The organism is Candidatus Leptovillus gracilis, assembly GCA_016716065.1.
In the GTDB taxonomy this organism is placed as follows: domain Bacteria; phylum Chloroflexota; class Anaerolineae; order Promineifilales; family Promineifilaceae; genus Leptovillus; species Leptovillus gracilis.
Genome location: JADJXA010000026.1, coordinates 16,708 through 31,674, shown reverse-complemented (window position 1 = coordinate 31,674; position 14,967 = coordinate 16,708). Strand labels below are relative to the sequence as shown.

The following is a 14,967-nucleotide window of genomic DNA, read 5'->3' as shown; positions in this document are numbered from 1 at the left end:
TTACTCCTCGCTGGTGGCCTGATTTTGCACGGGCAAGAAGATGGGCAGGCGTACTGCCGGCAGTCCGAGGACGATGTCGTTGTTGGCCTCCCCCACCCGGACGCGCGCCGACCAGCCGGGCACAAAGGGCACGATAACGCGGGCGACGGTTTCGCCGGTCAGGTTAAAAATAGCTTCTCCCTGGGTATTGGTGAAGACACGGGCCAGCCGCTGCCCCTGGGCATCTACCGCCAGGACACTGACGTTGGCGATGCCTTCGCCGGGTCCAGGCTGGCGGTCGTTGTTGGCGTCGTAATAGACCAGCAGACGAATGCGGGTCGCCGACGCTGTGGTTGACGGCTGGACCCGCCCCACATACTGCACGGTCAACGAGATATGGCCGGTGGTGGTGGTGGCCGCTGTTGTGGTCAGCGGTGCGGCGACGGGTGGACGGGGCGCGGCAGACATTGCGGGCGGCGCAATTGCCGGTGCCGCTGGCTGGCAGACAAATTCATACGGGCCAAAGCTGCCGCCCCGCGCTTCTACTTGAATGATGACCGGTTGTTCCGCCGCCGACTCCCAGGCCAGATAGGAATCGACGCGGCCCACGCCCCGGTCGTCGTTGACGCCGATGACGCCAGAGACGCCCACCACCGTCATCAGGGTGTCTACCCGGTCGGTCACCGTCTCGCAGGTGTAGCGGCTTCCCGCTTTGGCGATGAAGGTAAAGTAGTCCACGTCGCCCGCGCCCACCGTATAGGCGCTGCGCTGGCCTGGGGTGACTGGCCAGGCTGTTTGCGGCGTGTTGTTGGGTTCGGCCAGGTCGGGCTGGATGACGGGCGTTGGCGAAGGCGGCAGCGTGACTGTCGGTGAAGGTGTCGCTGTAGGCCAGGGGGTGGCTGTCGCCGTTGGTTCCACGAGCGAGATGGTCAGATCGTAACGGCCGTTATAGACCGTTGCTTTCTCCACCAGAGCCACGTACCAACCGTCTGCCGGAGCCGTAAATACAATCTGCGAGCCGACATCCACAAGCGAACGATCATCATTTTCGGCCAGCAGTTGCCCATTCCAAAAAAGTTTGAGCCGGGTGTCCAGGCCATCGTAGACGGTGGTCTGAATGCTGACCATTTGCCCAGCCTTGAGATAACCGGTGAAAGTGTCCACGTCGTCGCCGCTCAAGGTCAGGCCCGGTTCCGTTTGCAGGCCAACGACCGTGGCGCTGGCGGCGTCATTGTTAGGTTCAAAACGATCCGGGGGCAGCGAGCTTTCACCGGTGGGGCTGGGCACGGCCGTTGCCTGTTCGTCCGGCGTGGGTGACTGAGGTGGGGTCAAGGTGATGACGATGGGCGTTGGATTTTGCCCGCCAGCCTGCGCCTGCGTGGTGCCCGTCGCGACAAAGATGAGTAACAGGGCGACGAAGCTGAGGAAAGTGATAAAAAGCCAGCGTTTCTTGAGCATCTTCTTCTCCTATTCTTCCAGGGGCTGTTGGCCCTCAACAACCGTTGGACCAACACTCTTTGGGGCCACAGCCGTGGTCTGAGGCGCCACCAGCAAATCGGGCAAGGCCGCCATATCGCTGATAAAGGTATACACCTGGGTCGCCGGATACCCACGACCCACCAATTCCGCCTGCACCACATCACGCAAGCCGTCCTGAATCATCTCCGCCAGGCGCGCCAGCTCCGCGGGTGACAGCTCCATCGCCTGCGCCCCGGCCAGCACACCGCGCACGTTGCCGGTCTGCCCGCCAAAACCAGAGGCGACCACTGCCGGCCCCATCCCAATGGCTTGGGCGACGGCTTGCTCATCGGCTGCGCCGGCGGCCGCTTCCTGGCCGATGACAGCCACCAATTCGGCGCGCGTCAATCGACGCTGCGGCAATAACACCATGTCGGCCACAGCGGCCAACTGCGCATCAGAGAGAAGCGTCGCGCTTGTTTCGCGAATGGCGGCGGTGGCATCTCCGCTTTGAAAAGCCGCCAACTGCGCGGCGTCGCTCAACCCTAGCTGTCGGTAATGGGTGACCCGGTCGGCCGTCGCCGCCATCGCTGCCTGCACGGCCGTGACGGAATGCTGCGCGACGGCCGTTTCAATCAGGGCGGCATTGTGTGCGCCGGTGTAGTGAACCAACGTTTTGTGGGCTGCCTGACCGGCCAGTGAATGCGGCTCCGCCAGCCGCGCCAGGGTGTCGTGGATCACCTGACGGCGTGCATCCTGATATGGCTCTAAACGAATCACCGGTTCCCGGTGGACAGCGCCAGACGCGGCAGTGGAGGGAATCTTGTGTTTATCTTCCTGGCTGTCCCGGTCTGGGACCTGTCCTGAGCGGCTCAAGGGAGTTGAGCTTGTCGCAGGATCCGGCGCGGCGCTGACGCTATGAACGTCCCCCACTCTGTCTCTATCCGGGGCTGCCGCGCCGTCCTCGCGCAGCCAATCTGGGAGGGGGCCATTGGTCGCTCTCTCAGATGAGCGGCTAATGGACTGAACGGCCGTTTCCGGGTTGGTCAAGGCTTGCGTCAGCAGCTGGAGCGCCTGCTCCAGACTGGCAAAACGGTTGAGTAGATCATGGTTGGGCAACGGATCTCGGCCGCCGCTGTCAGCAAGCCCATTCTGCTGATTTCTCACCTGGGCGATCAGGTCGCTGGCCTGACCCCGGCTGAAGGTATCGGTCACTTCAATACCTGACCGGCGCAGAGTGGCCAGTTGGCGCGGCGTCGCCGGCTCGTCTTGCCACAAGCGGGCGGTGCTGTCATCCTCCGGCGCGGTGCTGCCGTATTGGCCGGACACAGAACGGCCGTTTCCGTGACCGCTCCGTCCCGGCGCCACGCCGGACAGGACGACCGGATCGCCGTCGCCATCAAAAGCAGCGTCGCGGGCGCTGGGACGGCTGCCCCCAATCTGGTCAAACGCTGCCCGCAGTGACGGCGATGTGCGCATCGCCAGCCAGGGGCTGGAGCCAAAGCCGGACATGGAGGAACCGGCGCGCATATAGTCGAGCATATCCGGCTCATGGGCCTGCACCTCCCCATCGCGGAAATTGCGAACCAGGGTACGGGCTTCATGGGCGTTTTCAATGACGTGGCGCACACTCTCTGACCGCCCCAGGGTATAACCGGCAATGGTCTTCAACTGGCGCACCCGGCCGTCGGTTTTCTCCGGGTCGGTCCCCAGATAAGCGCCATTCTGATTGCCATCTGCTCGTACTGCAGCGGCGGAAGCAAGGACTGCGCCGCCAGCAGCGACCGTCGCTCCGCCGGTCAAAGCCGCGCCGGCCAGCGCCGCCGTGCCGACAACCGCCTGCCTTCCCATGCGCGCCAGTTCCATACCGCCCGACCCGCCGCTGAGCATCGCCCCGCCAAAGAGGTCAAAAGCGGCCGTGCCCAATTTCATAGCGCTCTTGATGCGCCACAAGATGACAATAAAGGCGATGATGCTGGCCCCAATGTAGAGCCCAATCCCCTGCTGGGCGGCGGCCACCAGCAGGCCAATCATGATGGACACAATGATGACGCTCATCAGCGTCTCGATGAGCAGGTTGATAAACTGGCGCAGGTACGCGCCCAGAAACGCCTGGGTATAGATGAAAAAGGCGAAGAGCATGGCGATAGGCACACCGGCATAGAGAAACATGGCCACGCCGGTCAGCGCCAGGCGCAGGAAATGCTCGGCGATGGCCGTAGGAATGGCGACCAAAGCAAAGAGCAGCCGTTCAATCCCGGCGCTGGCCAGCGCCTTGGCCAGCTGCTGGTCGGCTTCATCACTGAGATTGATACTGGTGGGATCGCCAAAGGGGAAAAAGGCCGCCTCGAAGTCTACCGGAAATTCGCTGCTGTCTAATTCGTCCATGTTGGCCACCAGCATGAAGGCGGCCACCAGGTCAAAACTGCCGATGACGCTGTCGCTATTCACGTCGGGAATCGCGCCCGGCAGTCCGTGATCTGTGCCGTTCATGCTGGTGGCGAAGATGTCACCAGCCGCGCCGTCAATGAGCGCCTGGTCAATTCCGGCGTTCAGGGATTGGCGTAAATCTTCCATCATCTCAATGACGACAATGGGTGAAGAAAAGAAGAAAAAGGCGATGAGGCCGTAGGTAAACAGCTTGCTAGGGTCTACCCAACGGCCGGTGGGCACGACGTTGTTCAGGGCATACCAAAAGCCCAGGGCAGTCAGTGCCAGGATGAACATACCACCCAGCGGCGCGGAAAGGGCATTGACCAGCAGTTCCAAGAAGTAACCGACGTTGTCCGTCACCCAGGCGTTGATGCTTTCAGCAATGATGGCAATAGAGAGGATCGCCCGGTTGATGGCCCACATGATCTGGGCCAGGGTGTATTGCAGGAAGTAGATGGCTTCCGCGAGATAACGGCCGGGGTCAAGCATCAGGGGACTCCGATTGACGATTTGCGATTGAGGATTGAGGATTGAGGATTGAGGATGTGCTGGCGACGACGTGACCACCAGTGAAAACCACCGCCAATCACCAGACCGCCGCCAATAAACAGCAGCAAACGCCAGGGACCGCTGGATGTGGAACCGGTCGTAGCGTCAGAGGCTTTGGTAGGTGCAGGTGTTGGCGTTTCGGCGGCCGGTTTGCCTTCACTGTCTGACGGGCGTGACGTGGGGACAATACCGCCATGCAGAAGTTCCCCAACCGGGATGATGGGAGACGGCACGGCCGCTTCGGGAGCGGCATCGAAGTAGACACGGCCGTCGCTGTGGAAGGTGAAGTGGTAAGTGATGCTGCTATCTCCAACCGTCACGCCCAAACCGCGCAGGCCGCCTTCGGCCACCGCCAGCGCCGAGATGTCGTCCAGCGGCCGGGCAAACAACACCTGGTACAGTCCCCGCCCCACCCGCCAGGCGCATTGGCCGTGGTTATCGGTGATGCAGGCGGGATAGGGTTCCGCTTCCGGCAGTCGCTCCAGAATGACGGTCTCCCCGGCAACGGCCGTGCCGTCGCTGGCGCGCAGCCGGATTTGCAGTGCGGTATCCTGCGCCAGGACGGCGCCTGTCCACAAAAAGAGCCAACCTGTCAGGATTGGAATCAGCCATTTCATTCGTTTCCGGTCCATCACTCTGGTTTCCTCTCTCAATACGGCTCTTGATCTCGCCACCGGGGCAGCCCGTTACGATTGCTGGTCACATTGCGTACATAGGGGCTGCGCCGCGGCCAGAACAGGATGCCCAGGATGACGACCACACCGATGACGATAACGGCTTCTAACATGCCCCCTCCCCCACCTGCCCTTGATGCCAGGTGATCCGTTCGGCCAGGCCGCCGCCAGTCTCGTTACCGAACGAATACCAGCCACAGCCGTCGCCCGTTACCAACAGTCCACCCTGCCCCAGAAACCGGATGTCGCCGTTTCTTCCCACCTGTTTGGAGGCGCCGATGGTACGGCGGGCATAATCCAGGCAGTTTTGTACGCCGCTAAACTCTCCATTGAGTCTCCTCGGCCACGCCGCCGGGCGGCGTTCCGGCTGCGTCGGCCGCTCGTCAAACCTTCTACTGAGGGCCACCAATGCCTGGACCTGCTCTGTCGTCAAGGTGGGAACATCTTCATAACGAGTCCCGCGGCTAAACCGGTAGCGTTGGCCGCCGGGGTATCGACTGCCGGCCGAGACAACCTGACGGCCGTTTCCCAATGTCTCAATGAATCTGACCAGCCGTTTACGGTCGTGGGGCGCGTCCGGCATTGGGTCATAACGTCCGGCCAATGTGCGACCAGGATGGGCCTCTATGGTGTAGAAGTAGACGTGGCAGCCACGCCCACTGGTGACACTGACCAGCGGCTGGCGCAGCCCAAGTGGAGTTTCTCCACCGCTCATCTGCTCACACCAGGCAGGGAGGTTACGCCGGGCTTCTTCGTCGAAATCGAACACGATCAAAGCACGACCGTCTCGCTGCAACCCGCAGCGAATGCCGATGTTGTTGCGAGGCGGCCATATGCTGACGTCTGCCGTTGTGTAAACGGCCGTTTGCCAGCCTTTCAGCAACGGCCGTTTCAGGTCATCTCCTTCGCTGCCCACGAGAACCGGGTGCAGACCTGACTTGATGAGACGCAAAGCTACCACATTAACCGGAGACATTTTCTAGAACCTCCTCATGCAAAAAGACTTGAGCCAGTTCCTGAATCGTTTTTGGCCCGATACCCCGGCTTAGGGGATAAAGCGTTTCCGACCAGTTGCTGCCGTGCCAGGTTGGTCCCAGTCTGAAGGCATCATGGGCAACCGCATTGCTCAAGCGCTCCAGAAATTCGGCAACCGGCAGCTCTCTCATTTCTTGCCGGGCCAGGATGCCGAAGGTTCTCCCAGACAACAGGCTGCGATACCCCGGCAGAATATCTCCCAGGCGTTTCCCTTCGTCGGAAAGAGCGATAAAAGGGACTATCTGTTTTTGCGCGCCGGCTTGCAGACAAACGTGGTAGCCGCTGCGGTTCTGCTTTAAGTGCAGTTGTCCCAACAACTCGCCTTCAGACCCTCTAACGCAGACCAGGATTCCATCCTCAGGGGAAGCGGTAACCTGGATAAAAGTTGTGGGCAGACCGTCGCCGGCAATCATTTCTTGAACGAATTCCATTCCGTTTTCCTCCTATGGATTCGGTCCTGGTCCGGCCCACTGGGCCGGGTCTATCAGGTTGCCGTTTTGGTACACAATCCAGTGGAGATGGGACCCGGTGGAGCAGCCGGTGCTGCCCATCTCCGCCACAATTTGTCCCGCCACGACGCTGCCGGAAATGGCTAAAAAGTCGCTCAGGTGACCAAAATAGTGCAATGTGTCCGCGCCATTGACGCGCTGGTAGTTGCCCAGCCCTTCGTGGGGCGGCTGCGAACCGGGGATATGGGAGCAATCCGGGCCAGCGCTGTTGGGACCGGCATAGGCGATTGTGCCATCCACCGGCGACCAGATGAGCGTGCCCTGGGTATTGGCGATGTCCACGCCATTGTGGAACCATTGCCGTTCCGGCGGACAACCAAAGCCGGTACCGTCAATGCCGGTATACAGTTCGTGACAGCCAAACCCGCGGGTGATGAAGCCGGTGGTCGGCCACATGCCACCCCCGCTCCCTGGAACGCCAGGGCTGCCCTGTGAACCGCCATCGTCCAGGACAATGGGCGTGGGCGGTGGCGGTTTGTAAGCGTCGGTAAATGGCCCCAACGGGTCGTTTTCCAGATAGAACCAGACAGGCAGGCCACCTTCAACCGGCCGGTTCCAATCGGTGATAAGGCCCAGTTCGCGCACATCGCCATTGGGGGTGACAAAACCCAGAACGAAATCTCGTGCGCCGTCTGGGGGGATGGGAACCAACTGCTGTGTTTCGTAGGCGGGCAGGCTGCGAGCAATGAGCGGTTCGTTTTGCGGCGCCCAGCGCCCGACCAATAGCGCCTCGCCCTGCTGGACGCGGCGGATGAAGAACACGTCCGAGACGGGCGCGATGGTTTCCTCGGCGGTGTAGTTGGTCACGCGGATGGTGATGAAATGGTAGACGGCCTGGTCGTGGCGCGGGCTGGGCTGCGTCTCGTGTCCGGTAATGCGAAAGACCAGGCCATTGGGGCCGCCCACGTACACATCGCTGTTCATGTAGAAGTCGCCGATGCGGTAATAGGGCGTCTCCAACGGTTCCGGTGTGGTAAAGCCGATCTGGGGCAGGCCGGGCGTGGTCGTTACCGGCGCTTCAGGCGTCTCCGTAATGTAGAGAGGCGTTGTCGTCACCCAATAAGGCGTGGGCGTGCTCGGGAAAATCGGCGTCACCGTCGTCCATTCGGGCGTGGTGGTGATCAGGTTGGGCACGGGCGTATCAGCATAGACCGGCGTAGAGGTCCCCAAAAAGACGGTAACGGTGGGCACGGGTGTACCTGTTTCCGCCGCCCAATAGCTGGGGCCGGTCAGGCTCGCCGGATTTTCGATGAAACCGATAACGCCACAGCCCAGGCCGGACAAAACAAGCAGGCTGAGGGAGAGGAGCAACGGCCGTTTCGACAAGGGTCGCCTGCTATCCCCGCGCAACACAGGTTGCTGTTTCATGGGGCAGCCACCGCATCATGGCGCAAGAAGGGGAGGTAAGTCTGCCAGCGCACATAGAGATAGTGGGTAGACCAGGCATGCGCCAGCGCCGGGTTGCCCGAACTGCTGACGGCAACGGCCGTGCTGGTGATGGTTTCCGGTACTTGCGCGTTGACAATGGCTTCGTAACTGAAGGTACGCCGATAATCGTTGGCCGCGCCAAACAGGACCGGTCGCAGATGCAGCGTCGTCCCGGCCGTCAGCGGGTAGCCCTGCGGCGGATGGGAATCGCCGCAGCACGGAGCGTAGGCGTAAGTGACGCCGCGCGCGCCCAACTTGTCCGCGATGCCGATGGTGTAGCCCTGGGCCACCGTTTGCGCCGGGTCGGAGAAGTTGTCGTAGATGAAGAATACGTGGGCGGCTGCTGGAAGATCGGCATCCTTGTTTAGCAGAATGGCGATGCCGTGGCGGGCAGTCAGATCGGGATCATTAACGTGGGGCGCATCGTGCCATTGGGCGTAAAAAATGTCGTATCCCTGCACCAGACCGCTGATGATGGCTGCATGGAAACGGCCGTTTGGCGCGGTATCACCGCCGCCCATGTCCACGTCACGCCACAAGCCCGCCAGGAGCAAACCCGGCGCGGCCGCATCCGGCAGCCACAGGTTGTGACCGCCGGCAGCAGCGCCATTCGCCAAAACCAGGCCATTGGCCGACACCGTGAGCTGGCTCAACACTTCGCCGTACAGGTTGGTGGTGTAGCCATTGACCCCCAGATTGATAGTCACGCTGGCGTCATCACAAGATTCACCCCGGGCGACGAACTCGTCGCACAAATTCACCGCGCCGAAGGCGGCCAGGTCCAGATAAGGCAGCGCCGGGCTGTTTTCCTCGATGACGTAGTCCAGATTACCGGGTGACAATTCGCCTTGCCAGCTCAGGGTACGGGCGGCCGGGTCGTAGACCAAATCGCTGGCCGAATCTGCCACGTAGGTCAACTGCGGCGGCAGGGTGTCTGTCAGCCGGTAGGTGTAGGTCACGCTTTCGTAGTTGGCCAGCGTGATCTCGTACCGGACTTTACCACCGGGCTGAATAAAAGCGGGGGCTGTTTTGCGAATCACGGCATACGGGTTATGGGGATCACTCCCCCCACCCGACTGAAAGGATGAAGGTTGAAGGATGAAGGGCCTGCCCTGAACTTGTTGAAGGGATGAAGGGGTACCGGGTGGTATTTGTGCTGGTTGGTAGCCGAAGTCGCGGATGTTAATGATGGGAATGTTTTCTGTATACCGCTGCCCAGAGCCAGTAACGACAAAGCCAACAGGGTCGCCTTCACCTTGAGCCACATCCAGCAGCATGAAAAGGAGAACTGGCAACAGGAAAACAAGCAATAAAAATATGAACCAGAACAGTCGTTGATTTTTCACCAGGATATTTCTCCAAAAAGGGGTTTCATCCTTCATAGTTCATCCCTCATCCTTCTCTTCAGCGCAGCACAACGTAGGTGGCATAAACGTCTTTGTACACGATGTCGGTTTGCAGAGAGTCCCAGAGCAGGACGGCGCGGCCGGGATCAAAGGGATCCGCGGCGGCCAGCAGGCGGTAGGCGGGGCGCACGACGTTGCGCGGCAGCAGGGGGATACCGGGCATGCCGGTGCAGTTGGCTGTGCCTAACTCGCATTGGGTCTGATACGGCCGTCCAAAGCGTAGAAAGGTGGTGTCCGGCGGCGGATCGCCGGTCTCGTAGATGTAGAAGAAACTGATCGAGGGTGGCTCAGTGGCCAACGAAATGAAGGGTGTGACGTCCGGCCGGATTGCGCCGGTGACGCCACCGCTGAGATCGCGGTTGGCCGTAACCGCTTCTGGGCCGGTCCAGGCAGAACCGCCGTTGTCTGACCAGGCGGCGTAAATGGTGTATACGTCACGGCCGTTTGTCGGCGCATAGCCGCTATCCTGGTACCAGGCCGTCCAGCCTTCAGGCACGGGGAGGGAATCTTGCAAGAGAAAGGAGCCTTCAAAATCGCCATTGGTCAAGACGCCGTTCTGGACAGTGACGGCGTCCCAAACGGCCGTTCCCGACATATCCGCAGTATTGAGCGTACCCCGCAGGAAAACGGTTGCCGCGCCGCCCTGGGCGGAAACGGTGACGCTCAATTGAGTGAAGTCAGCCGGCGCGGCCGCAGAGGACCAGACTACGGTGGGGCTATCCGGGTTGTCGCCGCCGGTGGGATCTATGCCGATGCGCAGCGTCAGGTCATTGCCGTCGGCGGTTTCCGCCAGTCCCCAGGCCGCAAAAGTGACGGCGCCGTTGGGATCTGGGATGGAGATGGTCTGCCTGAGGCCGGCATCGAAAGGCGCGTCTTCACTGCGCCAGCGGACAGCGTTTAATCCCTGGTAGATGTGGTTTGGGTTGGCAATCTGGTTGGGAAACAGCGGGTTGACTGCTTCGTAGATGGGTTGAACGTACAAGGGTAAGGGCGGGTCGGGAAACGGCCGTTTCGTCACCCAAGACGCATAAACCCAGGCTTCATCTTCGCTGGCGGCCAGGAAGTCCAGACCAACCGCGCCGGTCAATTCCTCCCCAGAGAGAATGGGGAAGGCGGCTATCTGCTCCCAGACGTTGAACCAGGAAAGGTAACGAAAGACGCGAATCTCGCCGTTGTAAGGCGCGGCCATGATGATGCCGAACCAGTAGGTGCCGGTGGGCGCGCCCCACAAGACCAGTTCTTTCTCGTTGTAGAAGGGCATGACCGCCGGATCGGTACCGTAGGCGACGAACTGCGTCAGCCAGGTTTCGTTTGACAGATGTTTGGCTTTGAAGATGCTGCCATCCTGCTCGTACAAGACATGTGCCCAGTTGAGTTCATCCACGACGACCTGCGGGGTACGGCCGTTTACCACCGGGTGCAGCGCATCTTCCACGACCAGGGGAGCGACGTCGGCCGGGTGTGTGCCCTGATCGGCAGCGCGATAGAGGATACGGCCGTCTTGCACGTAGGTCACATGCAGCCGATTGGCGCGACTGAAGGCCAGGGAGACGCTGCCGCCGCTGTCTACCCGGCGTACCTGGAAATGGTTGCCGCCGCGCGCCAGGGCCACGTACACGTCGCCGTCGCTGAGCCAGGCGGCGGCCAGCATATCATCGCCCACAGCGGTAGCGGCCAAATCCTGGTTGGCGATATCCAAAGAGAGGTTGGCGACGCCCGTGGTGATGAATTGTTCGGGGAACTCCTCGGCCAGTATGTCGGCCGGAATGGGCGTGGGGCAGTAGGTCGCGCCATCCCCGCCGTCAGGCAGCGCCGGCAAGCTGAACAAATCCGGGTCCGTTTGCCGGGTAGCTGTGGGGATGATGGCGACGCCGTTGGCGGTGCAATCTGGCGGTGCTGGTTCGCCGGGGCTGTTACAGGCAACAAACAACGAAGCTGTGATGAAGATAAATGATAGGATGGAAATGCGCCGGGTAGGCTTCATGCGTCGCGCCATGCGACCACTCCTTACTGTTATGGCTATTCCGCAGGCAGGCGGCGGCAAGCAGGCAGTAAGTAACCTCCCGCTCAAGGCATAGACAGCAACAGGTTGAATTGGGTTGTGGGCCCGGGGAATTAGGGATGGATGGACGCGGTAGAAAAGGTTTAGGCGCTGTTTAGGTTGTGTACTCGCCTGACCTTACGGTATCATAGACTTAGCAATTTGAAATTTAACTGCCTGACATCCAATGGCCCAGATACTTTTGTGAGACGCCTAGCTGCGGCTGGCAGCCAAACGTTCATATGTGCAATGAGTTACAATCTTACGCATCTTTTCGTTTCGCTCCAGAGTATATTTCTACTGACAAACAGTATAAATGTACCAGAATACGCACCATCTCCAGGTAAAATACTAACTGAGCTATATTGAGTACGATTTATAGAAATCGGAGAGTCTTCTCCAGGCCAGCCATACCTTTGTTTACAGGCGATTGAGTATTAGATGTCTACCACCAAGCCTACCAACCCCTATATTGCCGGCGACCCGGTGAGCGGCGACGGCCGTTTCATCGTGGCAGTTGGATATGGTTTTTTGAAGCAAAAAATACCTCGCCCATTTTTTGAAACAAAAACAACGCAACAAGAAATGGATTATTATATTTTCGTCTATGCAAGGAGATGCAACGATGGGACAAATATTAGGGAAGGACGGTGCGGAGACTGACGCCGATGGCGATGACAGCCAGCGGTTAACGGGAGTAGTGAAATGGTTCAGCCGGTTGAAAGGTTATGGGTTTATCGCGTCGGATGACGGGAGCGAGGTGTTTGTGCATTACTCGGCCATTAAGGGGGATGGATACCGGGATCTGTCCGAAGGTGATAAGGTGTCATATCTGGTTGTGGACAGAGGCAAAGGACCGCAGGCGGATGACGTAAAGGTGTTGCACCGAGCGTGAGCAGTGAGCGTTCGCAATCCGTAGCACTGCTGAATTGATTCTGTTCGCGCCGTACAGGTGTTGACAGGTACATTTTTTGGAATGGTTTGAGTTCCTGTCATATGAAACAGGTCATATTGGGTTGGTTGTCTTTCTGGTTCTAATTGGCAGAATCTAACGTCCCAAATATGACGACTTTCGTATTTGGCCGAGAGTCATTGCATGAATCGCTTTGGTTGGTTAATTGTAGTGGGTGCATTATCTATAACGTCGCTCCTGACGGTTTTCCGAAGTCTAGCCTTCATTGAAGTTGCCAATGCGCCACAAGTTCTTGACCAAGATTCAGAAGCTATATTTTTGCCAGCCATCTATGGAACCTAAGTCTCGCTTTCTGGGACATATTCTGTTAGGCGAATTCCGAGAAATAATCGAGTGAAAATTCGATGTATTTCGGAATTCGCTTGAGGCATTTTCGCATTGAAGGCTTATCTATTATTCCGAAAATGCCTTATGAAATCGAATTTGGCCTGATTTGGGCATCAGAAATCATTATTCTGCATCCCGATGGGAGCAGCCTCTACGCTTATGATCCCCCTGGAGCCGGGATTGCGACCGGAACATGGGCTTACAAATCTCAAATCCAGGAAGTTTCATTCACAAACTTCCGGTGGATTACCGCTACGTTCCAGCCGCCGAACAGGATATGGGCCACCCAATATATTACTCATGCCGGTTTTGATGTTGGGTTAGAGTGTGGAAGGCAATGATAGATCGCTTCGTTTCACCTGCTGTTGGGTGAGACGATGTTCACTCTATTTTGTGGAACCCGATTAGCTTCACGTTCCCTGTTGACGAAACCAGGCAAGGATGGGTTCAAGGTGATCAATGTGGTGATGTTCGTAGGAACCTTGCAACACGTCAACGAGTGCGTAACCTTTCAGCCAGGGATATTTCTCCGTGTCGAACAGGTCTTTCTCCGGGATCGCCTCGCCTAACGTCAGGAGTCGGAGAAAACCTTCTTGCCAATCTTGATGCACCTGTGACCAGGGCTGTTGGCGGTAGATTTCATGAATGCGAGCGTTAAACTGCTCTATATACTCCTCTGATTCAGGGTCTAACCCACCCAGCCAATCAGGATAGGCTGGTTCATGGTTGTGTTGAGCCGCTTCCAGACGAGCGATGGAGACTTGGTGCCATGCTCTCAAGTGGCCGATGACATCTTTGATAGATAACTCAGAAGGAAGTTGTCGTTTGATGATCTGTTCTTCGCTCAGGCCAGATAGCATGATTTCCCAACGACTCAATTCCTCACGCAGGGCCGTCAGGATTTGTTGTTTTTCGTCCATAGCGGACCTCCAATTCTCAAGAGCGTTTACCAGACAGGATAACTACTCCATATAAACGAACACAACTCTGTCACGCTAGAAAATTGCGCCAATCTGCGGAATGGATAGTTTTTGCAGGCCATGTTTTGGGTGGCGTTTGACGAGCAGGTTGTTATAAAACGGCCGTTACCCAACGTCGCACACTAAACGCTGACCATCTACCGTTTCTTGTAACGCAAGTGCTCATATGAATAGGTCAGTATAAACGACAAAGTCACCGTCAGGAACATCAAGATGAAAAGCAGGATCCGTAACTCCCCGCCTTGTTCGGGATTCCTGATGCCCTCACGGGCCAGGAAAATCAGGTTAAGAACGAGATAGGCGCAGCTGGCAACAACGGCCGTTGGCTGAAACCTCGCCTTTAATCTACCGGACGCCACGCCCGCTAACCAGAGAAGGATAACGACGTTGGCAATGACGCGCAGCGGTTCAAGCTGATTGGTAGTCGCATGAATGACGATGTCAAATATCTGGATGAGGGCAATTGTAATGCCCAGGATACTCAAAATCAGAGAGGGATTGGTTTGCTTCCGCATTATATCCTTTTCATATAGGGGGCGATGAATGGAACGGCGATCCACTGCGTTTTCGGGCGGGCAATAGGGACAAATTCGCCATTTGTCCCTATTGCCCGGATAAGTCTACTCGGCGCTCAAATTGGCTGCCTGCATAACCAGGTTGGCGAACTCTTGCACATCGGCGTCACCCGGTAGATATTCTGCTATTCGTCGTGCCTCAGTGACGATATTACCTAGAGAATTGTCCTTCGCCCAATAGCTGCAGCGTAAAATCTCGGCATATTCGGCGACGATGGCGCTTAGTTGAAAGCGCGGTGTGGCCTGTGTGAACGCGGGCGCAAATTCGGACAACGCAATAGATTGGGTGATTTCACTGACTTCGCCCATTGACGGGTTTGCGTAACGAACATAGGCCAGCAGCGCGGGGGTCTGTGCATCGGGCTCCGGGGCGAACTTCACTTCATGGTGATCCGCCTCGTGCTTTCAAATGTTTGAATCAGCAGCAGGGATAAGCCCACAAACAGATTTGTTCATCGCTCAAATTATCAATTGATGGACAACGTGTCAAAGTCATATCAGCGACGCAATTCACGATTTTGTCAGCGGCCGATTCAAGTATTCGACCGCTTGTTCCTCGTTCAGGCGCGTCCAAAATTCTTCATCTTCGCTGCCGTTGAC

Annotated in this window: 15 protein-coding genes; 3 read left to right on the top strand and 12 right to left on the bottom strand. The window is 58.2% G+C overall.

The annotated features are described in order from the left end of the window. The 9 genes from IPM39_27950 to IPM39_27910 are packed head-to-tail and all read right to left on the bottom strand — an operon-like array spanning position 1 to position 11,467. Positions 1-1,437 (bottom strand): hypothetical protein, encoded by a 1,437-nt coding sequence (locus IPM39_27950; GenBank protein MBK8989851.1) that lies wholly within the window; start codon positions 1,435-1,437, stop codon positions 1-3. A gap of 9 nt (positions 1,438-1,446) precedes the next feature. Continuing rightward, complete coding sequence (locus IPM39_27945; protein MBK8989850.1) at positions 1,447-4,359, bottom strand: hypothetical protein; 2,913 nt, start codon at positions 4,357-4,359, stop codon at positions 1,447-1,449. Beyond that, entirely contained in the window at positions 4,359-5,051 is a 693-nt protein-coding gene (locus tag IPM39_27940) for a hypothetical protein (protein MBK8989849.1), read from the bottom strand. Before IPM39_27940 ends, IPM39_27945 begins: the two co-directional genes overlap by 1 nt. Before the next feature lie 17 nt (positions 5,052-5,068). After that, entirely contained in the window at positions 5,069-5,206 is a 138-nt protein-coding gene (locus IPM39_27935) for a hypothetical protein (protein MBK8989848.1), read from the bottom strand. Then, positions 5,200-6,069, bottom strand: a complete 870-nt coding sequence (locus tag IPM39_27930; protein MBK8989847.1) for a bifunctional DNA primase/polymerase — start codon at positions 6,067-6,069, stop codon at positions 5,200-5,202. Before IPM39_27930 ends, IPM39_27935 begins: the two co-directional genes overlap by 7 nt. After that, on the bottom strand, positions 6,056-6,559 hold the full coding sequence (locus IPM39_27925; protein MBK8989846.1) for a hypothetical protein: 504 nt from the start codon (positions 6,557-6,559) through the stop codon (positions 6,056-6,058). The genes IPM39_27930 and IPM39_27925 overlap by 14 nt, the downstream gene beginning before the upstream one ends. A gap of 12 nt (positions 6,560-6,571) precedes the next feature. Further along, positions 6,572-8,005, bottom strand: coding sequence for a M23 family metallopeptidase (locus IPM39_27920; protein ID MBK8989845.1), 1,434 nt, complete (start codon positions 8,003-8,005; stop codon positions 6,572-6,574). Further along, a complete protein-coding gene (locus IPM39_27915; protein ID MBK8989844.1) occupies positions 8,002-9,411 on the bottom strand; it encodes a DUF11 domain-containing protein in 1,410 nt (469 codons plus the stop codon). The genes IPM39_27920 and IPM39_27915 overlap by 4 nt, the downstream gene beginning before the upstream one ends. 58 nt (positions 9,412-9,469) lie before the next feature. Beyond that, positions 9,470-11,467, bottom strand: a complete 1,998-nt coding sequence (locus tag IPM39_27910) for a hypothetical protein (protein ID MBK8989843.1) — start codon at positions 11,465-11,467, stop codon at positions 9,470-9,472. Positions 11,468-11,953: 486 nt separating this feature from the next. Here IPM39_27910 and IPM39_27905 point away from each other — a divergent pair, with 486 nt between their 5' ends. From IPM39_27905 to IPM39_27895, 3 genes are all read left to right on the top strand, one after another. Next, positions 11,954-12,175 carry a hypothetical protein gene (locus IPM39_27905; protein MBK8989842.1) on the top strand — a complete coding sequence of 74 codons (222 nt, stop codon included), beginning with the start codon at positions 11,954-11,956 and terminating at the stop codon, positions 12,173-12,175. Next, entirely contained in the window at positions 12,138-12,407 is a 270-nt protein-coding gene (locus IPM39_27900; GenBank protein MBK8989841.1) for a cold shock domain-containing protein, read from the top strand. The genes IPM39_27905 and IPM39_27900 overlap by 38 nt, the downstream gene beginning before the upstream one ends. Before the next feature lie 422 nt (positions 12,408-12,829). Then, positions 12,830-13,153, top strand: coding sequence for a hypothetical protein (locus IPM39_27895; GenBank protein ID MBK8989840.1), 324 nt, complete (start codon positions 12,830-12,832; stop codon positions 13,151-13,153). A gap of 69 nt (positions 13,154-13,222) precedes the next feature. Here IPM39_27895 and IPM39_27890 read toward each other — a convergent pair whose 3' ends face one another. The 3 genes from IPM39_27890 to IPM39_27880 form a co-directional block, all read right to left on the bottom strand. Beyond that, positions 13,223-13,732 carry a ClbS/DfsB family four-helix bundle protein gene (locus IPM39_27890; protein MBK8989839.1) on the bottom strand — a complete coding sequence of 170 codons (510 nt, stop codon included), beginning with the start codon at positions 13,730-13,732 and terminating at the stop codon, positions 13,223-13,225. Positions 13,733-13,929: 197 nt separating this feature from the next. Continuing rightward, complete coding sequence (locus IPM39_27885; protein ID MBK8989838.1) at positions 13,930-14,307, bottom strand: hypothetical protein; 378 nt, start codon at positions 14,305-14,307, stop codon at positions 13,930-13,932. A 105-nt stretch (positions 14,308-14,412) separates the two neighbouring features. Further along, positions 14,413-14,676 (bottom strand): hypothetical protein, encoded by a 264-nt coding sequence (locus IPM39_27880; GenBank protein ID MBK8989837.1) that lies wholly within the window; start codon positions 14,674-14,676, stop codon positions 14,413-14,415. Positions 14,677-14,967 lie beyond the last annotated feature (291 nt).